The 21,011-nt window shown below is 46.9% G+C and carries 23 protein-coding genes; 16 read left to right on the top strand and 7 right to left on the bottom strand.

All coding sequences use genetic code 11. The features are described from left to right. Positions 1-560 precede the first annotated feature (560 nt). From CF168_RS04805 to CF168_RS04765, 9 genes are all read left to right on the top strand, one after another. Positions 561-854: a hypothetical protein gene (locus tag CF168_RS04805; RefSeq protein WP_089067158.1), complete on the top strand. Its 294-nt coding sequence runs from the start codon at positions 561-563 to the stop codon at positions 852-854. Positions 855-1,034: 180 nt separating this feature from the next. After that, positions 1,035-1,349, top strand: a complete 315-nt coding sequence (locus CF168_RS04800; protein ID WP_089067157.1) for a hypothetical protein — start codon at positions 1,035-1,037, stop codon at positions 1,347-1,349. A gap of 78 nt (positions 1,350-1,427) precedes the next feature. Further along, complete coding sequence (locus CF168_RS04795) at positions 1,428-1,721, top strand: hypothetical protein (protein WP_089067156.1); 294 nt, start codon at positions 1,428-1,430, stop codon at positions 1,719-1,721. Positions 1,722-1,832: 111 nt separating this feature from the next. Then, positions 1,833-2,180 (top strand): hypothetical protein, encoded by a 348-nt coding sequence (locus CF168_RS04790; protein ID WP_089067155.1) that lies wholly within the window; start codon positions 1,833-1,835, stop codon positions 2,178-2,180. 137 nt (positions 2,181-2,317) lie between these two features. Then, the gene (locus CF168_RS04785) at positions 2,318-2,689 is read left to right on the top strand and encodes a hypothetical protein (protein ID WP_011627594.1); all 372 of its coding nucleotides are present in this window, start codon (positions 2,318-2,320) and stop codon (positions 2,687-2,689) included. 94 nt (positions 2,690-2,783) lie between these two features. Next, the gene (locus CF168_RS04780; protein ID WP_089067154.1) at positions 2,784-3,404 is read left to right on the top strand and encodes a hypothetical protein; all 621 of its coding nucleotides are present in this window, start codon (positions 2,784-2,786) and stop codon (positions 3,402-3,404) included. A 111-nt stretch (positions 3,405-3,515) separates the two neighbouring features. Continuing rightward, positions 3,516-3,896, top strand: coding sequence for an energy transducer TonB (locus CF168_RS04775; protein ID WP_089067153.1), 381 nt, complete (start codon positions 3,516-3,518; stop codon positions 3,894-3,896). A gap of 535 nt (positions 3,897-4,431) precedes the next feature. After that, a complete protein-coding gene (locus CF168_RS04770) occupies positions 4,432-4,914 on the top strand; it encodes a tetratricopeptide repeat protein (protein WP_089067152.1) in 483 nt (160 codons plus the stop codon). Between the two features lie 154 nt (positions 4,915-5,068). Then, positions 5,069-5,428, top strand: a complete 360-nt coding sequence (locus tag CF168_RS04765) for a DUF6559 family protein (protein ID WP_089067151.1) — start codon at positions 5,069-5,071, stop codon at positions 5,426-5,428. Between the two features lie 744 nt (positions 5,429-6,172). Here the strand turns inward: CF168_RS04765 and CF168_RS04760 are convergent. From CF168_RS04760 to CF168_RS04740, 5 genes are all read right to left on the bottom strand, one after another. Then, positions 6,173-7,126 carry a D-2-hydroxyacid dehydrogenase gene (locus CF168_RS04760; RefSeq protein ID WP_089067150.1) on the bottom strand — a complete coding sequence of 318 codons (954 nt, stop codon included), beginning with the start codon at positions 7,124-7,126 and terminating at the stop codon, positions 6,173-6,175. Between the two features lie 45 nt (positions 7,127-7,171). Continuing rightward, complete coding sequence (locus CF168_RS04755) at positions 7,172-7,816, bottom strand: outer membrane beta-barrel protein (RefSeq protein ID WP_086904240.1); 645 nt, start codon at positions 7,814-7,816, stop codon at positions 7,172-7,174. A gap of 55 nt (positions 7,817-7,871) precedes the next feature. Then, the gene (djlA, locus tag CF168_RS04750) at positions 7,872-8,660 is read right to left on the bottom strand and encodes a co-chaperone DjlA (protein WP_011621706.1); all 789 of its coding nucleotides are present in this window, start codon (positions 8,658-8,660) and stop codon (positions 7,872-7,874) included. A gap of 89 nt (positions 8,661-8,749) precedes the next feature. Next, positions 8,750-9,418 (bottom strand): N-acetylmuramate alpha-1-phosphate uridylyltransferase MurU, encoded by a 669-nt coding sequence (gene murU, locus CF168_RS04745; RefSeq protein ID WP_089067149.1) that lies wholly within the window; start codon positions 9,416-9,418, stop codon positions 8,750-8,752. Next, positions 9,415-10,506: an aminoglycoside phosphotransferase family protein gene (locus CF168_RS04740; RefSeq protein WP_089067148.1), complete on the bottom strand. Its 1,092-nt coding sequence runs from the start codon at positions 10,504-10,506 to the stop codon at positions 9,415-9,417. Before CF168_RS04740 ends, murU begins: the two co-directional genes overlap by 4 nt. 115 nt (positions 10,507-10,621) lie before the next feature. Here CF168_RS04740 and lptD point away from each other — a divergent pair, with 115 nt between their 5' ends. From lptD to CF168_RS04700, 7 genes are all read left to right on the top strand, one after another. Then, a complete protein-coding gene (gene lptD / locus CF168_RS04735; RefSeq protein ID WP_089067147.1) occupies positions 10,622-12,919 on the top strand; it encodes an LPS assembly protein LptD in 2,298 nt (765 codons plus the stop codon). Positions 12,920-13,139: 220 nt separating this feature from the next. Then, positions 13,140-14,444: a peptidylprolyl isomerase SurA gene (gene surA, locus CF168_RS04725; protein ID WP_089067146.1), complete on the top strand. Its 1,305-nt coding sequence runs from the start codon at positions 13,140-13,142 to the stop codon at positions 14,442-14,444. A 6-nt stretch (positions 14,445-14,450) separates the two neighbouring features. After that, positions 14,451-15,437 (top strand): 4-hydroxythreonine-4-phosphate dehydrogenase PdxA, encoded by a 987-nt coding sequence (pdxA, locus tag CF168_RS04720; protein WP_089067145.1) that lies wholly within the window; start codon positions 14,451-14,453, stop codon positions 15,435-15,437. 14 nt (positions 15,438-15,451) lie between these two features. After that, entirely contained in the window at positions 15,452-16,258 is an 807-nt protein-coding gene (gene rsmA / locus CF168_RS04715) for a 16S rRNA (adenine(1518)-N(6)/adenine(1519)-N(6))-dimethyltransferase RsmA (protein ID WP_011627022.1), read from the top strand. Positions 16,259-16,313: 55 nt separating this feature from the next. Continuing rightward, on the top strand, positions 16,314-16,694 hold the full coding sequence (gene apaG / locus CF168_RS04710; protein WP_011621699.1) for a Co2+/Mg2+ efflux protein ApaG: 381 nt from the start codon (positions 16,314-16,316) through the stop codon (positions 16,692-16,694). Between the two features lie 21 nt (positions 16,695-16,715). Further along, on the top strand, positions 16,716-17,540 hold the full coding sequence (locus CF168_RS04705; RefSeq protein ID WP_089067144.1) for a symmetrical bis(5'-nucleosyl)-tetraphosphatase: 825 nt from the start codon (positions 16,716-16,718) through the stop codon (positions 17,538-17,540). Between the two features lie 96 nt (positions 17,541-17,636). After that, a complete protein-coding gene (locus CF168_RS04700; RefSeq protein WP_089067143.1) occupies positions 17,637-19,658 on the top strand; it encodes a methyl-accepting chemotaxis protein in 2,022 nt (673 codons plus the stop codon). A 252-nt stretch (positions 19,659-19,910) separates the two neighbouring features. On the opposite strand, the gene CF168_RS04695 is transcribed toward CF168_RS04700, so the two are convergent. Further along, entirely contained in the window at positions 19,911-20,324 is a 414-nt protein-coding gene (locus tag CF168_RS04695; RefSeq protein WP_011621696.1) for a DUF3718 domain-containing protein, read from the bottom strand. 202 nt (positions 20,325-20,526) lie between these two features. After that, on the bottom strand, positions 20,527-21,009 hold the full coding sequence (folA, locus tag CF168_RS04690) for a type 3 dihydrofolate reductase (RefSeq protein ID WP_089067142.1): 483 nt from the start codon (positions 21,007-21,009) through the stop codon (positions 20,527-20,529). Between the last annotated feature and the right edge of the window lie 2 nt (positions 21,010-21,011).

Genomic DNA, 21,011 nt, shown 5'->3' with positions numbered 1-21,011 from the left:
TCAAATTATTTCAAGATTAGAAATACTCTAACGAACCTTAACACTGCTATTAATTGCCATTGCTTCCCCAGTGACACGCCATGAACTCTTCCATGAGGGCTCTACTAAAACATCCATGTTTTAGAAGGTCACTGTTGCAACAATGGCAATCTTTACGACCATCGAATTGTTCATCTGGCTAAAAAGCTAATGCCCCATTCCTTGTTTCGGTTCGTTGGCTCAATAGAAAACTCCTACTCTTGTTGCCATACAAAATCTCATCCATTTACCTAATGTTTGGACCTAACGTAAAGCGACTAACAATGTATGGGTATACAGTCGTATTTAAATTTAGGTGTTTTGGTATGATTTTTAGACAAAATCAGTGCGTACTAATTCCATCCGAAATAAATAAAACTCTATAAAATCAGGTGGATATAGTAACTGAATTTTAGTTAATAGGTTTGGAAAACGCGCATGCGCGTTTTTCCAGATGGTGTATTTGGCCGAAAGCTGATAAGTTCTTTGCATACAGATAGTTAACCGTGCGCGTTTTCACTGGTCCAACGAGGTAAACGCGCATGCGCACGAATAAAATGTTAGCCAGTATGAGTAGAGATATGGAAATTGTTTTCGAAGGGCCTTGGTTTTCGTCTGAAGAGGATGAAGATCGTTTTTTTCAAGCCATATATGATCTTCCTCAATATTCTAAAATTGTGGGAAAAGGAACTTCTCTTTATCTTGAGTTGAAGCTTCCTATAGAAGAAAAAACGGTTGGAGGTTTATTGCAAACGTTTCATCGTTGGAACATCGACGTCAGTTCGCTAGCAGTATTAAAGCAGTTTCTACCCAAAAGCGAATTGTGGAATTCATAGTTTTGTATTTTTAAATTATTAAAGCCTGCCAAATATAAAGTTGGCTAACAAAGCGTAGCAACCCGCGCACTTCGTGCGCTGGACAGTTTTTAAGTCGCGGTTTTGTGGTTTTGCTGCGCAAAAGTAACCCACAAAACTACGACTTAAAAACTGCCGTTGTACGCGGCGTTAAGTGTCACTATGAAATCAAGCATCGGCGTAGCAGTCACAGTTTTCTTAATAGTCTTAGGTATATGGTTAGCTGATTTATTAAATGACCAAAGTAATTCTGTAAAAGTCACTGAGTCTGTTGCCGCTTATAGCGACTGGGAATGTGGTTATCAGCATACGTTGGACTGCAAAGTTGTATTTGAAACCGAAGTTAACAAAAGTTATCCCGTTCAACGAATTCGGTATGGTAAAGACTTTATGGCAGTTAAGGTTAGTCAGGTTGGTATTAGTGGTTGGATATATGCGGGTAAAGGGGTTCAAGTAAATGCAGAACCAAACACTTAACAAGGCAAGTCAGCATCGCACCTTCGGTGCTGGACTCGCTAACGCTCGCCGCTGCTTGCGGCGTTATGTGGGTAAACTATGACAACTCTGCTTCGCCAATTAATTGAGCATCCAAGTATCGATATAGTCAGCCCTTTTCAATTGTCTCTATCTCACGGTTTTGAAACGTTTACATGTTTGATTCGCGGTTACGGAGCCACCCAAGGTATGTTGATTGACAGTGATGGTCATAAATTTGCTACTTACGGCACTGAAATTGCCAGCCTTGGTTATGGTTATTCGTGTTTCAACATTGAAACGGAAGGTAGTGCTCAGGAATTTATCGATGAAGTTTTGAACGGTGATTGGGGCAAAGTTGTTGCAAATCATTAGCCCACATAACCTGTTGCTCAAGTTTACTCCGCCAGCCTCGGCTGGCTCCGTGGGACTGGCGCATGGCGCCAGCCCCTTAACAAAGTGTTATGTGCCTACATGGAGTCTCTTTTGAAAGATTTTTTTAAAAATAAAATACACACAAGAAGTTTATCGATGATCTCCGCTCTGGTTCTCATTATCAGTGGGGTTGTCATGTGTGCTAAAGATATGTCAGTGGATGGGAAGATCAATGTTAAATCAGCCTTTATAGAAGGATCTTTAGAGACTGGCTCTTTAGGTCTACTGGTCATTTTTGTTGGGTTTATAATCATCATTGCGCTTAACTTTGATACTAAGCCATACAAAGGACAAGAGTTTGAGCTGGACGTTGAAGGTATAAAGTTTAAAGGTAAGGGACTATCACAACATAAAATCAAAGATCTGATTGAAGCAATGAAGTCATTTAAAGGCACATAACAAACGCATCAAGGCACTCGCAGGCTCGCTGGGACACCAAAACTACGCGGCGATTAGTTTGGTGCTTCGCCCAAGTTTAACCAATCGCCGCTTAAGTTTTGCTGCCCCTTATGCGGGCGTTAGTTGCACGGAGCATCATGTTAAACCTTAGTTCAGCAGTCTTATTAACAATCATCAATATGGCTTATGCTGCTGTAATTTATCTGTCTCTTCATGGCTGGCTCGTTCAACATGAGCCAAGCGGCATGCAACTGCTTATGCACGTTTTCGTAACTACACCAGTTATTGTAGTTACCACACTTTGGCTGTTTCTACTTAGCAAATCTGGTAAGTGCAGCGCCAAATTCTGGAAGCTTAATCTTGCAGGCTTACTTGCCCCAATTATGAGCATTCAAACTGGCGTCACTTATTATCATTACGACAAAATTGGCCTAGCAGTAACCATCTTGGTTCCTATAGCTTTAATAACATTATTAATCAGCGAGTTTCGTCGTCATGCAAGCAACTAACAAGGCCAAGCACTTAAGCCAGCGAAAAACGCTGGCCGGACAGCCACTGCGTGGCTGCCCGTGTTGGCGGCGTTATGCGTAAAGGAAATACCGAGTGAGTAGCGAAGACTGGTATAGAAACAAAGAGTGGAGCGAAGAAATTGAAAGCAAGTTCTTCGAGAAGCTAAAGCGTGCTCGTCGAAAAGAGCAGTATTTGCGAATCCAGGCTTGCACCATTGCCAGTACAGAACCTGATATTGCACTTTCGCTACTCAAACAATACTTCGAGCTTAACGATGACTTCGACCATGCTCAGGCTTACTGTGATATGGCAACTGCATATATCGCTAAGGGTGAGCTCGAAAATGCAATCAACTCTTATGGCAAGGCTTTAGAAAGAGAGTCGGTATTTCCAAATTTAAAGACCGATGCATATATTCTTTATCCGCTAGTGATCGTTGAGAACAAACTTTCTAAGTTATATCAGTCTGCCAACCTAGTCCTAGATGAACATCAGGAGCGGTTAATGTTTCCAGTTGACCATTTTCGTTGGCATGCAGCAAAGGCAATAATTTCCGCAGAAAGTGGCAACACTGAGGAGGCTGCCAATCATGCCGGACAAGCATTTGACGCTGCTCAAATAAAGAAGTCTGGTTTTCGGTTCCATCAAAACCTTGGCTTGGTGGGCAAAGAATATAAAGGCTTGGTAAATGAGCTTCGTGCCATTCACGCATAACAAGTCAAAACACTCGGACTTGGTAAAGCTGTCACCTTTTTCGCTTGCGCAAAAAAGCCGCCAACTTCACCAAGCCGGTGTTAGAGGCGTTATATTTTAAATGGAGTTAATATGAAGTTTTGGGCGTCACTATTAATCATATTAGGTTTGAGTGCCTGCGTTTTCACAGCAACAAAGTCCCCTTTTTTAGCTAAGGAACCAATAGAAGTTGAGTTGAAGGAGTTAGAGAATTATTGGGTTTTGCCCTCGAATAGCTACAGTGTCGACGATAGCGGTTTGGTTCCACCAAATTCGAATGGGTATGTGAAAGTTAGATGCCTTATAGATTCAAATGGAGAGGTTTTCGATACCCAAATTATAGAATCTCAACCGGAAGGTGGCTGGGATGAGTTCGCTCTTCGAGCAGTTAAAAGCCAGAAGTATTTAGCAGCTGAGAAAAATTCAGTAAAAGTGCCGGTCTATGTCGTTGAAGAGTTCACTTTCGAATTTTAAAAATATAACAAGTTAAAGCAGCGGAAAACCACTCGCTACGCGCGCGTTTTCCGCTGTTTAAAGCGTTAAACCCATAGAAATTTTAATCCGAAACTCAAAAATTAATGTTGGGGATCTAACACGTTCGTGCCCCATTCCTTGTTTCGTTTCGTTGGCTCAATAGAAAACTCCTACTCTTGTTGCCATATAAAATCTCATCCATTTACCTAATGTTTGGACCTAACGTAAAGCGACTAACAATGTATGGGTATACAGTCGTATTTAAATTTAGGTTTTTTGGTATGATTTTTAGACAAAATCAGTGCGCACTAATCACATCCGCAATAAATAAAATTCTATCAAATCAATTAACTATGGTGACAGATTTTTAGTTAATAGGTTTGGAAAACGCGCATGCGCGTTTTTCCAGATGGTATATCTAATAGAATGCTGATAAGTTCTTTGCATACAGATAGTTAACTGTGCGCGCTTTCACTGGTCTAACGAGGTAAACGCGCATGCGCATGAATAAAATGTTATAAGCTTCGAGGAAAACATGGAAACTATTATCAAGCAAGCCATTGATTTACGGAAAGAAGCTAAGTTTCAAGAATCGAGAGATTTGTTAGCGACTCTATTAAACAACGAAAGTTATGCGGCTAAAGCTCATTTGCAAATCGCGTGGTCATATGACAATGAAGGTAGAGAGCAGGAGGCGGTAGGGCATTACTTATCATCTTTATCAGGGATACTTTCTCCAGTAGAACGGTTTGATGCTTTATTTGGTTTAGCGAGCACCTATCGAAGTCTTGGCAACTATGTAGAGGCGTTGGGTTACTTTGAACAGGCAATCAGTGAGTATCCAGATGCGATAGAGGTTCGACCTTTCTATGCTATGTGCCTGTACAATCTGGGGCGTCACAAAGAAGCCATGTCTTTGTTACTTGAGTTATTACTTTCGACAACAAGTAGCGATGCGATCAAAGAGTATCATCGTGCTATCTCTTTGTACGCCGAGGATTTAGATAGAAAATGGTAAGAATAACCACGCTTATAACAAACGCCTCAAGAGGGACTGTCAACGCGTTGCGTTTCCAGTCCCAATGAGTCGTAGTGGTTACGGTTGGTGTGTTTGAGTTTAGTGGTAATGCGTTGTCAGCCCCTTAGGCGGGCGTTAAGCATACGGAGATCACATGGTAGCGAGAACTTTAACGGAAAAAGAAAAGAAACAATATGCGAAAGATGTAGGGAAGGTTCTCGTAAAAAAATATGGGAAGCAGAAGTATTACAGCCCTCATCGTGTAAAGCTGGCGTCGAAGGAAACTAAATGGGATATCGATTGGCATTGTTGGGCTATGTGCCTTTATACATCACCAGGAGATTTCAATCGGTATCACGAATCAATCGGTGAGGTGTGTGATTACGCCTCAATGAAAGGTCAAATGGCACATGCCATAACGAATGGGGCTTCAGACTCATGGTTCGATTTTGATCTTTCATGGTTGGATTGGCCTGATTTCGATTTTCTATCAATCTTTGATATTTTCGACTGATGCTTAACAAAGCCAAGCACTTTACCCTCCTGCGCAGGGGCCGGAACTCCCTTCGGTCGGCCCGTGTTGGCGGCGTGATGTTACTCGTTAACCAATGTAATTTTGTATTAATGGTAAAACATGGAAGTACTTGAACTGGCATTAGGCTTTTGGCTATTTATATTCAGTAAAATGTTTCGGGAAAACTGTTTTTTTGAATATCGAAAATCAGGCATTTTTGGTAAATTTCTAATTATTTTGAGCTCTTTGGTGTCTGTTGTATTTGGCTTGGCAATACCGTTACTTATATTAGTTTGGGTATTAAAACTTTAACCCGTAATATAACAAACAACTTATGTGGGACTGCTAAAGCTTGGCTCGGTTCCGCTTCGCTTCGCTACACATTTAAGCCAAGCTATAGCAGCCCCAAAGTTGGGCGTTAACCCATAGATATTTTTATCCGAAGCAGATGCGTTAGAGTTAAGACTTAAACTCGAATTTGTCCCAAAGCGTGCTTCGTATTTCTTTAAAACTTACAGACTACGCTAATGCTAAACAGGTGAGCCATGGTGATTAGCGAGACGACCGTCCGCCCCATGGACGGGGCGGTCGAGCATCCAAGGATGGACTCGCTGCGTGTCGGTGAGCGAATACCATGACGCACCTATCAGTTGGTGCCAACATTTTTAACTACCTACGATCCCTGCATAATTTACGCTGGAGTAGCAGCCTATTCCCTTTAAACATGAACAAGCTAACTCGGCCTTATGGATTTACCCAATTCACTCTATCGCCAGCTAGATAAGCGCTGAGATTTGCCGTCGCGATATTGAGTAAGTTCTGCCGCGCTTCTTTGGTCGCCCAAGCATTGTGGGGGCTGATACTGATATTGGGCGCTGTTAGTAGCGGATTATCCGCACTCGGTGGTTCGGTAGAGAGAACATCGACGCCAGCAAAGACTTTGCCCTGCGTTAATGCGGTCGCCAGCGCCGCCTCATCGATTAAGCCGCCGCGTGCGGTGTTGATCAGTAACGCCTGCGGCTTCATTAATTCGAGGGTTTGAGCATTAATCAACTCGGTTGTCTCTGGGGTGAGTGGGCAGTGGAGCGAGAGAATATCCGACTCCTTAAATACCGTATCACGGGATGTCCAACTCACGCCTAGGGGTAAATCGCTAGGTTCGGTGCGGGTATTCACTAATACCTTCATGCCAAAGGCTAAGGCGAGTTTAGCCACCTGCTGGCCAATATCCCCATAACCAATCAAGCCTAAGGTTTTGCCTTTAAGGGATTGCAGCGGCATTAAGGTAAAACAAAAGTCACTGCAATTGCTCCATTGCCCTGCGGCAACGGCTTGATGGTGCGCCGCAACGGCTTGCGTGTGATGCAAAATATGGGCAAACACCATTTGCGCGACGGCATCGGGGCCATAGGCGGGCACGTTGGTGACCACTATGCCTAACTCTTTTGCGGCGGCAAGATCCACCACGTTAGTACCCGTGGCAAGCACGCCGATATATTTAAGCTTAGGCAGTTGGGCTAAGGTGTTGGCATCGAGGGGCGTCTTGTTGGTGAGCACTATCTCGGCATCCTGAGCGCGCGGGATAATCTCCGCCGAGGGCGTGCGGGCAAAACAGCTAAATTCCCCTAATGCGCTGACCGCTTGCCAGGTCAAATCCCCAGGGTTTAAGGTTTCACCATCGAGTACGACTATTTTCATCTTTACCTCTTAACTGCGTTTGCACCTTGCCCGAAAGCTGAGAAATTAAAAACTGAGTTTGACCCCAAGATTGGCTTGCACTTGCCACATGACATCCGATGTGACATGCCATAGGCATTGGTCTTCATTACAAAAAAGTGAGCTGTCACTGTCGATAAAGGTCGCGTAGCCACGCAGATCCGCAAACAGCGCGAAGTTTTGCGTCATGCGGTATTCGGCGCCACCACCAATGCCCATGGAGAAACGGGTTTCCGTTGACCAATCATCAGGCATCATCCGAGTCACCCCGGCACTGGCGGTAATGTAGGGCTGAAAATCGCCACTGGGGAAGAATAAGGTACCGCCAAGGTGGATATAGTCCACATCTAAGGAAGCGACTAAGTCAGGGGTAAACAGGCCGCCGCTTTTCAGCTCGGAGGATTGGCGACTGTAGAGCAGGTAAATATTGCCGGGATCGTTAGTGCCAATCCCTAACATGATGCCGTAATGGCTCGCCTCTTCGATACCCACACTCTGCTTATTATCGGTTTCAGCCTTGTTCGCATCGAGTTCATTGATATCGAACGAGCTACCACCAAAGCTGTAACCACCGTAGGGGGCGACAAACAGCTCGGGTTCAGCATAGGTTGGTAATGCGAGAGCGAGCGGTAACAAACCAGCAATCACAGTTAATCGGTTAACGTATTTCATCTTAATCCCTTATCTGTCGTTATTATTCCTTGCGTCGACAACGTTAACCGAAGCGTTAGCGCATGCCGCGCTCCGATTTCACCCTGTCGTACGCAGCTTGGATGTCCTGCGCTTTACGATTGGCAATTTCCATCATCTCGGGTGGTAATCCCTTAGCGATTAACTTATCGGGATGGTGTTCATTCATCAACTTGCGATAAGCTCGCTTCACCTCTTGATCCGTTGCCTCGGCATTAATGCCGAGCAAATGATAGGCGTCGGTAATCGAGGTTTTGTTGCCATTAGAGGTCTGGTGGAAACGGTATTCCGCTTGCCAACGTTTAAGTAATTCATCGAGTTGCCCACGACCATAACCTAACTCTTGGGCCACCGTCATCAGGATTGCATGCTCAGCGGGATCGAGCTCACCGTCCGATAAGGCGGTTTGAATTTGGATCTCGATAAACATTTGCACCAGTTCTTGGCGACCTTGGGTCACGGCGCGAAAGGCTTGCAGACTGCTACGTAGGTCAAAGTCTGGCTCTTTACCCTCACGGAACGCCTGCTGCGCCTCTTTACGGGCTTCACCCGTTAGGCGCATCTGGTCCATCAACATAGTCGCGATACGAATATCGGTCTCAGTCACTCGACCCGACGCCTTGGCCACATGGCCCATTACGGCGAAGGTGGTGTTAAAGAATATCCCCTGTCGATTTTTAGCCTGACCTAAGATCTGACTAAAACTGGCGCCACCACCAGCGCGTTTGTCGTAGAGATGCCCAAGCCATAAGCCTAGTAGTGCACCGAAAATACGGCCAAACATAAACCCGATAACAAATCCAAAAAACTTACCCCAAAGGCGCATCTTAATTCCCAATTTGATAATTTATTCAGTCAATCGACATGGCGAGTGAAACCGTTCACTCAGGGCGCTAAACGTTAAGCGATATGCCATTACGCCAGCGCTGACTCTAATGCTTGCAGACGTGGAATAGTCCCAACATCGCACCAGAGTCCATTAAAGTGTGCTCCGGTGATCAGGCCATCGGCCATTTTAGCCCGCAGCAAAGGCCCAAGGGCAAAGGCACTATCCGGCGTGCCGTCAAATAATGATGGGCGATATAATCCCATGCCAGAGAAAGTGTATTTTTGCTCACCCTGTTCACGTACAAGGCTCTGCTCTAAGGCAAAGTCGCCTTTAGGATGTTGCTCTGGATTCGGCACCAACCATAAGTGCGCCTGAGCAGTATCCGCTAAGGGAGCAATCGTCGGCAAGGCATCGATAAACACATCGCCATTGAGCACTAAAAACGGTGCATCCGAGTCGCCGTCAGTCAGCAGGGGCAATGCCTGCTTAATTCCGCCACCGGTCTCGAGAGCCGATGCTTCGGCGCTATATTGGATGTTCACCCCAAAGGCCTGACCATCCCCTAAGGTTTCGACCAGCTTGTGCCCAAGCCAAGCATGATTTATCACGATATCGACAATCCCCGCCGCGGCCAACTTCTCGATATGGTACACAATCAGCGGTTTACCTAAGACGGGCACTAAAGGTTTGGGCAGGGTGTCGGTCAAAGGGCGTAAACGCTCTCCCCTGCCTGCCGCGAGGATCATGGCCTTCATTGCTTATCTCCCTGCAGAGAATTCTTTCCCTTAGCCGCAAACGCAGGCACAACGCGCGATTGCACCCAAGCGGAAAATGGCGTGAGCGCTGGATAAAGGCTGGCAATATCCACAATGTAGGACAAGGTTAACGGAATATCGGCCATATAGGCGGGCTTGTTATCACGATAGTGTAAACGCGCAAAAATCCCCGCCGCCTTGATATGGCGCTGCAATCCCATTAAATCAAACCAGGTTTGATACTGGATAAAAGATGTCTGCGCCGGGATTTGCCCCAACTCAAGCACTTGTTGATAATGCTGTCGCATTAATTCCTGCACCATGGTTTGCGGCCAACGCACATAGCAATCCCGAAGTAAGGACACTGCATCGTAGGTCACTGGCCCTAGCACCGCATCTTGGAAATCAATCACACACAGCTCGTTATTTTTTAACATCAAGTTGCGGCTGTGGTAATCGCGGTGCATGCCCACCTTAGGTTGCGCGAGGGCATTTTCCACTAATAGGTCAAAGCTTTCTTCTATAAGCGAGCGTTCCTCGTCGCTAAGTTCGAGCTGTAAATGTCTCTCTAAAAGCCACTCGGTAAAGATCCCCAGCTCACGGCGCACAAACGCCTCATCATATAAAGGCAATGGCTGCGTGCTGCCAGTAACAGGGTCAAGGCTCTCAACCACTGAGGCCACCTGAGGCAATAATGCCAAGGCGCGGCGATAGTAGTCCGCCACATTCGCATCGGTCAGCACAGACAACAACTGAGTATCCCCAAGATCGCTCAGAAGCATAAAGCCTTGCTCGGCATCGGAGGCGATGACTTTTGGAACTGTCAGTCCCGCCGCCGCATAGGCACTGGCGAGGGCGATAAAAGGTGCGATAGGCACTAAGGTGGGTGGTGAATCGGCAACAATGTAGCTTGCATCGCGGTCCGTGACCCGGAAATAGCGCCTAAAACTGGCGTCACCGGAAATCAGAATCGGGGTCACATCATAGGAAAAATAACGGTTCAGCCACTGATTAAGGGAAATAAATCTCGAGTCGGATAAAGTCATTTCATGGCTCTTATAGAAAAATTGCTTTATTATAGCTGGCATATAATTTGGAAACAGCTAAGAAATTGAGAGATTTATTTGCTGCGTTGCACTTGTAGTTTGCAACTTTCCCCGTCGATACTTGTCCAGACAAAGAAATCATTATTATTGACCTAAGATGCAGATCCGTTACTTTCTGGCCTTGAGCCTGTTACCGCAAGTTGTCCTGGCAGACGAATCTCCCACAGCCTCAGCGTCACAATGCGTCATTGAACCGCCAGTACCTCGTATCGTATCTGAGCCCGGCCTGAGCGCCGCCGATCAAGAGAAAATTCGTATCGTGTCGGACCGCTCCAACGCCGAAATGGGCAAACAAGCCATTTTTACCGGTGATGTGGTCTTCAGTCAGGGCGACAGACATATTGCCGCCGATGAGGCGATTCTCGACCAAGCGACCGAGCAGTTCGATGCCAACGGCAACCTCGTTTTCCAAGACAGTATTTTTACCGTTACCGCCGATTCGCTGCAGGCACAGATGCGCAGCAACCGCGCAACCCTAAAGGGTGCCCAGTATTGGCTACATGGTCAGCAGGTTCACGGCGATGCCGAAAAGCTGCAAATCACCATGAACAACAACCTTATCTTAACCAACACTAACTTCACTACTTGTCCGCCAGATAATGTTTCTTGGTTGCTCGAGGCAGAAAAAATCAAGATCAACAGTGAAGAAGAATGGGGCGAGATTTGGAATGCTAAGCTGAGAGTCGCCGATATTCCGGTGTTCTACATTCCGTATATGACGGTACCAGTTTCCGATAAACGTAAAACTGGCTTCCTTTACCCAAGCTTTAGCACCAGCACCACCAACGGTTTTGAAGTTTCCGCACCCTATTATTGGAATATCGCGCCGGAATATGACCTCACCTTTACACCTAACTATATGTCTAGCCGTGGTTTATTCACCAAGACAGAGTTTCGTTATCTCGCGGGTGAGGCCCAGAGTGGCCGCTTGAATTTAGAGTATTTGGGCAACGACCAGATGATCAGCGGTAGCCCAAATCGTTACCTCTATAACTGGCAACATCAAGGCGCTATCGATAAAAACTGGCGGGTACTCGCCAACTTTACCGAAGTGTCGGATAACAACTATTTCAACGATTTAAAGTCTGATGTGAACCGCGCCACCGATAACCAGTTATCGCGGATTGGTGAAGTCAGCTACTTTGAGCGTAACTGGGATATCAGTACGCGGGTACAAGACATTAAAGTGTTGGGTGAGGACGAAAAGCCTTATCAAGTGATGCCACAGGTCAACTTTAACTACCGCGCCGCCGACTTTTGGAACAACTTGGACTTTGGCTTTAACTCGGAGCTGACCAATTTCGCCCATCAAGACAGCGACATGAATACCGCTACCCGTCTGCATATGGCACCAAGCCTGACGCTGCCTATTCATGGTCCATCGGGCTCATTGACCAGTCAAGTAAAGTTGATGCAAACCAACTATTGGCAGGAACAAAATAACAGTGCCTTCGATGGCTTAGACGACACTGTCAGCCGCACGATTCCACAGGTGCGGATCAATGGTCAGATTAACTTCGAGCGCTTTACCGAACTGTTCGATCAAAACTATCGTCAAACGCTCGAACCTCAGTTCCAGTATTTGTACGTAGGTTATGAAGATCAACGTGGCATCGGCATTTACGATACTGCCCAGTTACAGGACGACTACTTTGGTCTGTTCCGTGACCGCCGCTTCTCAGGCCTTGACCGTATCGCCGATGCAAACCAAGTCACCCTAGGTGTGACCACGCGTTTCTTCGACGATCACAACCAAGAGGCGACTAAATTCAGCCTAGGTCAGATCCTCTATCTGCAGGACAGCAAACTGGGTTACGAAGATAACCTCTTCGAGCAAAATCAATCGACCTCAGTATTGGCCGCCGAGTTAGATACCCGCTTAAGCCATGATTGGTATTTAGGTGCCGCGATTCAATATGATACCAACTCGAGCGATAACAAGAAGACCGAAGTCACCTTAGACTTCCGCCCCGAAGCCAATAAACTCTTGCAGCTCAGTTATCGTTATGTGCCGGATCTATTGAACTCCAACACCAACGATCTAGTAAATATTTCCCAAGCGGGTGTGCGTGGTGCATGGCCGATTAACGACAGCCTGTATTTTGTCGGTAACTGGTACTACGACCTCAACGAGAGCCGCAGCATAGAAACCTATACAGGTTTTCAGTATGAATCATGCTGTTATGCAATCCGCCTCAGCTATCACTACCGAATTAAGACCAATTACGATGACAACATTGGTTCGGCCGTTATCGATGAGCGCGAGCAATTTGAAAGCGGTGTTTACCTGAATTTAGTCATCAAAGGACTCGGTGGTTCAGGCCCATTAGGCGTATCGGATATGCTCAATGACGGTCTGTTTAACTACAGAAAACCGCTTTATCTGAGGAATTAGCAAAGATTTGTGGTAGATTGCTGAACCTCAACAAGGACTGAGAGTCCAAACAGGTTAATGAAAGCCGTGCGCTCCTCCCCAAAAAAGTCTCGGAACGCACGCTTTTAGAGTTACTAACAAAAGAACATTTAGGCAACTCACTGTAATTTCGATATAAATGGTAAAGTTAACTTAAATAAGCCGTCGAATTTGACCTTAGAACGTGCCAAGGATTTTGTGGATGAAACCCAGTAAACATCTGATTTTTGCTTTATTTGCACTCGCTATCAGCCAGCCTACTATGGCCGCTCCTCAGCCAATCGACCGTGTTGCCGTTCAAATCAACGACGGTATTGTGCTCGAAAGTGAAATCACCAACATGATTGACACTGTAAAAGCCAATGCGAGAGCCGCGAATCAATCGTTGCCATCCGACAGTGCACTGCGTACTCAGGTTATCGAGCGACTCATCCTCACCCGCTTGCAGTTGCAGATGGCGGATCGTATCGGTCTGCATATCGGTGACTTACAGTTAGACCAAGCGATTGAAAACATTGCCCGCGAACAAAAAATGACCGTGGCGCAAATGCAGCAAAAAATCGAGAGCGAAGGGTTAAGCTTCAGCCAATACCGTGAGCAACTGCGTGAAGAAATCACCCTAGGTGAAATCCAACGTATCCAAGTTCAACGCCGTATCCAAGTGTCACCACAGGAAATCACTGGCCTGGTAAAACTGATCCAAGAGCAAGGCATGAAGGACGTCGAATACCAAATCGGCCATATCCTGATTGACGTACCTAACAACCCAAGCAGTGAACAACTGGAAGCATCAAGCAAGCGCGCGAACGCCGTACTCGAGCGTTTAAAGAGTGGTGAAGATTTCCGCCGCACTGCCATCGCCTCTTCATCGGGTCCTAAAGCGCTGGAAGGCGGTATCTGGGATTACATGAACATCAACGAGATGCCAACGCTATTTGCGGAAGTCATCAACGGCGCCAAGAAAGGCGATATTATCGGCCCAATCAAGAGTGGCGCGGGTTTCCACATCATCAAGATCATGGATGCCCGTGGTTTACAAACCAAAGAAATTGAAGAAGTTAGAGCGCGCCATATCCTGCTCAAGCCATCGCCAATTCTGTCGGAAGACCGTGCTAAGGCCATGTTAGAGCAGTTCTTAAAACAAATTCGCTCTGGCGAAGCCAAGTTTGAAGATTTAGCGCGTCAATATTCTGAAGATCCAGGTTCGGCAGCCAAAGGTGGTGAGCTGGGTTGGGCAGAGCCAAGCATTTATGTGCCAGAGTTTGCGCAAACGCTCAATAGCTTAAGCCAAGATCAAATCAGTGAGCCTTTCCGTACGACCCACGGCTGGCATATCACACAGCTGGAAGAGCGCAGAAAAACCGATGCCACGGATCAATTTAATACTAACCGTGCGCACCAACTGATCTTCCGTCGCAAATTTAATGAAGAACTGCAAAACTGGCTAGACGAAATGCGTGCCGACGCATACATTGAAGTCTTTCAGCCTGAGTCAAACCGAGGTTAAGGTAAATTGACCACTAAACGTATTGCCGTTACCCCCGGAGAACCTGCGGGTATCGGCCCCGATTTAGTCGTGCAACTCGCTCAGCAGGCTTGGCCTGCTGAGTTAGTCGTTTGTGCGGATCCCGAATTATTAGCCAGCCGAGCTAAACGACTCGGCCTGAATGTCACGTTTCGCCCTTACTTGCCCGAGCAACCTCCTAAACCGCAGGAAGCAGGCACACTCACCATTGCGCCTTTCAAACTGGTGACCGACGCCGTTTGTGGCCAGCTCGATGATCAGAACAGTGCTTACGTGGTTGAAACCCTGCGTTATGCGGGTGAAAAAAACATGAGCGGCGAATTTGATGCCGTAGTCACTGGCCCAGTCCACAAAGGGATCATCAACCAAGCGGGGATTTCCTTTAGCGGCCATACCGAGTTTTTTGCCCATCAGGCCAACTGCCCCGATGTGGTCATGATGTTAGCAACCCAAGGTTTACAGGTGGCACTGGTGACCACCCATATCCCTCTGGCCTATGTGGCAAAAGCCATTACTCGCCAGCGTTTGCATCATATTATCAAGATTTTACACGCAGACCTTATCAGTAAGTTTGCCATTGCTTCACCTAAAATTTATGTCTGTGGCTTAAACCCACACGCGGGTGAAGACGGCCATCTTGGCCGGGAAGAAATCGATGTGATTATTCCGGCGCTGAACGAACTGCGTGAAGAATATCAAATGAACATTGTCGGCCCCCTACCCGCCGATACTCTGTTCCAACCTAAATATTTACAGGACGCGGATGTCGTGTTGGCCATGTACCATGACCAAGGCTTACCCGTTCTAAAGTCACAGGGATTTGGCAAATCGGTAAACATTACCTTAGGTTTACCTTATATCCGTACCTCGGTTGACCATGGTACGGCGCTCGATCTTGCGGGAACTGGCAAAGCCGATATTGGCAGTTTTGTCTGCGCCTTGAATAAAGCCATTGAGTTATCCTCAAAAAACTAAACGATTAGATATTAATGAGTAGCAAAGTACATTTAGGCCACACGGCCAGAAAGCGTTTCGGACAAAACTTCTTAACCGACGACAATGTGATTAACCGCATTGTGGGTGCGATCGCCCCCGATAATGACCATGTGATGGTCGAAATCGGCCCCGGCCTTGGCGCCTTAACCGAACCTGTCGCCACGGCGATAGATAACCTGACCGTGGTTGAGTTAGACCGCGATCTGGTTGAGCGCTTGCAGAATCACCCTGTACTTAAGGATAAGCTCACGATTCACCAAGGCGATGCGTTGCAGTTCGACTTTAGCCAGTTGGTGGTACCGGGTAAAAAACTCAAAGTGTTTGGTAACTTACCCTATAACATTTCAACCCCTTTGATGTTCCATCTGTTCGAATTTGCCGAGCAGATTGAAACCATGCACTTTATGCTGCAAAAAGAAGTGGTGCTGCGTTTATCGGCAAGCCCAGGCAACAAGGCCTATGGCCGCTTAACTGTAATGGCACAGTACTTCTGCCAAGTAGTTCCCGTACTCGAAGTGCCACCCCATAGCTTTGCGCCACCGCCTAAGGTCGATTCGGCCGTAGTACGTCTACTGCCCTATGCCGAAAAACCATTCCCTTGTAAGGATGTGAATGTACTGCGCCAGCTGTGCACCACGGCCTTTAACATGCGCCGTAAAACACTGCGTAATAACCTCAAGCAAGTATTGAGCGATGAAGAGTTTGAGCAACTAGGCATAGATCCTAACCTGCGCCCTGAGCAAATCAGCGTTGAACAATATGTCGCCATGGCGAATATGGTGTGTGATAAGCAGGCTTAAGCAATATCAGTTTGATGGGCACTTTAGGGTGCCCTATCTTATTAAAGGGAGCAGCATGAGCGCATTGGATGACTCAATCCGAGTCGAAGTCAAAACCGAATACATTGAACAACAGTCCTCGCCCGAGGATCAGAAATACCTCTTTAGCTACACTATCACCATAGTTAACCTCGGTGAACAAGCCGCCAAACTCGAAACCCGCCACTGGATTATTACCGACGCTAACGGCAAAATCAGTGAAGTGCAAGGCGCAGGCGTCGTCGGCGAAACCCCAACGATTCCCCCCAATACCGCCTACCAATATACTAGCGGTACCGTACTCGATACGCCCCTTGGCATTATGTATGGCACTTATGGTATGGTCAGCGAATCTGGCGAACGTTTTAAGGCAACGATTAAGCCCTTCCGTTTAGCACTCCCCGGTTTATTACACTGATTTATAAATAGAAAGGATATTGTGGCCCATTATTTTGTTGGTGATGTCCAAGGCTGTTTTGCCGAATTAAAACGATTACTTGCTGAGGTCGACTTTAACCCATCACGCGATGAACTCTGGGCGGTGGGCGATTTGGTCGCCAGAGGTCCCGATTCATTAGCCACGCTGCGCTATTTTCAATCCCTAGGGGATGCGGGTAAAACCGTCCTCGGTAATCACGATCTGCATCTGCTCGCTCTCCATGGCAAACTCAAGCGGGATAAACCCAGCGATAACCTCGCGCCGCTGTTAAATGCGCCCGATATTGCCAGTTTAATCGATTGGTTAAGGCTGCAACCCTTAATGCGGGAGTTGCCAGAGCACAAGGTCATCATGACCCACGCTGGTGTGCCGCCACAGTGGTCATTAGACGTCTTAAGGCAAGAGTCGCAACTCGTCAGCCAAGCCCTCAAGCAGAGTGATTACCTCGAGGCACTGATAAGCCAAATGTACAGCGATACTGCGGAGCGCTGGGATCCAAGCGCCATAGGCTTAAACCGCCTGCGCTTTTGTATCAATGCCCTGACCCGCATGCGTTATCTGTATGTCGATGGTCATTTAGATTTTGACTGTAAACAACCACCCGAAGACTGTAACAATCCACAGCTACGCCCTTGGTTTGAATTTACCTCTGCGTTACGCCAGAGTCACACTTTAGTGTTTGGACATTGGGCGGCATTGATGGGTAAAGTGAACGATCCCAAATTAAAAGCGCTAGACACAGGCTGTTGCTGGGGCGAATATCTAACCCTATGGCATCTTGAAAAAGACCAAAAAATTACCCAAAAAAAGTTAAAAAAGGGTTAAACTAAGCCCGAGAGTGGTCGATATACGACAGTACCCTATGCCCTGAATTTAATAATCTTTTCATTCGGAATAATATAATAATAACCGGAGTATCCTATGAAAGTTAATGTAGCCACCCGAGTCATTGGCGGGTTTAGTGTTGTTACACTTTTACTTGTGTTGTTAGGATTTACCTCGTACCTGACGAACATTAGCCTCAAAGATAGTTCGGCTATGATGCAAGAGTTAAGCTTGCCAGCCCTGAAGGCAACCACTCATTTAACCGAATCCTTGAGCGAACAACAGCGCCAAGTGCTCATTGCCTTTCATACGCCAAAATCCTCTAACATTCCTGATATCCGTAAAGTCTTTAGCGACCACGGTAGCCAGTTTAAAAATGAGATCAGTAACCTAACGCGACTGGTGCAAGGGCAAGCGAACCTTTCATCGTTGATCTCGCAACTCGATGGCAGTTTCTCGACCTTTGAACGTGACAGCCTCGCCATGCTCAATGAGCGCGAAGCCACTCTCAGCAAACAAGAGCAACTCATCGGATTAAAGAAAAAGCTTGAAAATGCCGCCGATGACGCCTCATCGGGATTGCTTGATATTATCGACCTAGAAAACAGCCAAAACCCCGATGCTCAGAGTCTCGCCGCATCGGCAAGCGCCATCGATACCAGCATGGGTAATATCATCACCACCATTACCGATTTAGTCACCAATGACGAAATGAGTAAGCATGAGCTTATTTCTAAAGAACTCGACTACATCCTGAGCGAGAGCAAAAACAAGCTTGAGTACGTCAACCGCCATGCGCAGGATATTGTGGATGCGGACACCTTAAAATCAGTCAACGAAGATATTAAAAAAGTCCTTGGGCTGCTCGAAGGCTCTGACTCTATGGTGCAACTTAAGGCGAGCCAATTAACCCACGCTCAGGCGGCGGCAAATCAACTGGCCATCATTGAGAAAGATGTCAAAGTTATTGACCGCAATATGGAAGATGTAAGTAATAACATTGAGTCAGCTGCCGCAGAAATGAGCCAAGCCACCATATCCAAGATTGATGCAGCCAGTATCCGTACCATTATCGTGGTGCTAATCGCTATCGTTGCCGCCGTCATCATCAGTTTTGCAGTGGTTGCGCCATTGAAGCGTTCACTCTACCAAGTTAACAATGCACTTAACGTGTTAGCCTCTGGCAATTTAACTCATAAACTGGATGATTCTGGCCACGATGAATTTGCTGAACTGGCAAAAAACTGTAACCGTTTAGTAGACAGTTTACGCAGCCTAATCGTCGGTATCTTGGACCGCTCTAACCAGCTCGCTGCGGCGGCCGAGCAAACCTCGGCAATCACGGCGCAAACCACGACGGGAATTCAAGAGCAAAAGAACCAAGTTGACCAAGTTGCGACTGCAACCACAGAGTTAAGCTCCAGCGCACAACAAGTGTCGATGAGCGCCGATGATGCACTGGCGCAAATCAAGCAGGCCGATCAAGAAGCCAAACACATGCGCACTATCGCCGAAGAGAATAAGCGCACCATTTTAGCCCTCGCTGACGAAGTCGCTAAAGCTGGCCAAGTGATCAACAAAGTACAATCGGACAGCGCCTCAATCGGCTCGATCCTCGATGTTATTCGTGGTATTGCCGAGCAGACTAACCTGCTGGCATTAAACGCAGCCATTGAAGCGGCGCGCGCCGGTGAACAGGGCCGTGGTTTTGCGGTCGTTGCCGATGAGGTGCGCAGCCTTGCATCGAGAACCCAAGTGTCGACCCGCGAGATCCAACAAATGATCGAAGTGCTGCAACAGGGCGCCCAGCAAGCCGTGGCAGCAATGGATATGGGTCGTGCCCAAGCCAATGCCTGCGTCGACAAAACCGAGCAAGCTAACCTCGCCCTAGAGACCATCAGTCAGTCGGTACACAAGGCCTATGATGCGGGTACGCACATTGCCCATGCTGCGCAGGAGCAGAATCTAGTAAGTCAGCAAGTATCTGAGAAACTTGAGCATATCGCGGCCATTTCGGAAGAGACCGCCATCGGCGCCGACCAAACCGCGCAATCGAGCCATCAAGTGGCTAAGCTTGCCGAAGAGCTACAAGCTTCTGTCGGTGAATTTAGAGTGTAAGCATACACTCAGGTATCAATAGGGTCGCGATTGCGGCCCTTTTCTTTGGCTTGCGCTTTCGCGGCGAAAACAATAGCTCAAGCAATAAACTCAGTTTTGACACTTATCAGCATCAACACCCAAGTACCCTGCTCAATATCCGGTAAAAACGGCCTAAACGACACCCATAAAAAATGCCGAACTCAGTTCGGCATTTTTAACTATCATTTTTTCCTTGTGTAAACGCACATTAAAAAATGATGGGACAGATGATTACTCTTCTTCACCGCCAGCAGCAGCGCCTAAACGCTCTTTGACTGCCGCTGTGATAGGGCTAGCACCGTGACCATTGGCTTCAGCCCAAGCTTGAATCGTCATGCCATCGGCTTCTGGTACGCTCAGTTCGTTAACTGATAAACGCTTAGCCACAAACTCACCGGCATCATTCGCATTCGCGGCATAGGCAGTACGCAACAAGCTTTGACCATCACAGCTAATCCCGCTGTACACTTGGCGTAACTTAACACGGCTTTCTTTTAGTTTTTTACGTAAACGGTTTTTATCGTTCGCTTTTACGTAATCACAAATACTCGCGACAAGTGGATCAGCTTCGGCTTTTGCCGTGGTTGGCACAGAAACATAGCTAAATCCGATTAGTGCAGCCAAAGCTACAGGCATAAGACGCATCCGATACTCCTTAATACTTTCTTATAGTTTTATTATGTTTTGTATGGTTTGCGTCTATCTCTAGCGGATATCGGCCTCCTAGGAATCATCAGTAAAGAAGCCGTAAAAAACCGCTATCTCAACTAAGTCAGGCCTATCGGATCTAATACCTTAGACATATTGACAATCCATACGCACAGGGTACACAACAGAACAACGTAATTTAACATTTTTTTGTCAAATTGATAAAGCGATATTCCAGCCCATCGCCATTTATAGCGGTTACCGATTCGGTTTCTTGCCATTTATCGCTATCCCAAGCAGGGAAAAAGGTATCGCCTTCAACATCTAAGCTAATTTGCGTCAGGTAGAGTGTGTCGGCTTGAGGTAGTAATTGCTGATACAACTGCCCACCACCGATAACGACTAACTCTTCACAATCACCCGCCGCCAGTTTAGCGTCTTCAAATGAGGTCACGCAGGTCACACCCTCAATCTGTAAATCCGCTTGGCGGGAAATCACAATATTGTGGCGCCCAGGCAGAGGACGACCGATGGACTCAAAGGTTTTACGTCCCATGACCACAGGTTTGCCTAAGGTCATGGCTTTAAAGTGACGTAAATCTTCGGGCAGATGCCATGGCATTTTGTTGTCTTTTCCGATGACTCGATTGTTTGCCATCGCGGCTATCATAGCAATGCGCATGA

This window comes from Shewanella bicestrii, from assembly GCF_002216875.1.
Classification (GTDB): domain Bacteria; phylum Pseudomonadota; class Gammaproteobacteria; order Enterobacterales; family Shewanellaceae; genus Shewanella; species Shewanella seohaensis.
The sequence above is the reverse complement of the archived record's forward strand: the minus strand, read 5'-3'. Positions and strand labels throughout refer to the sequence as shown.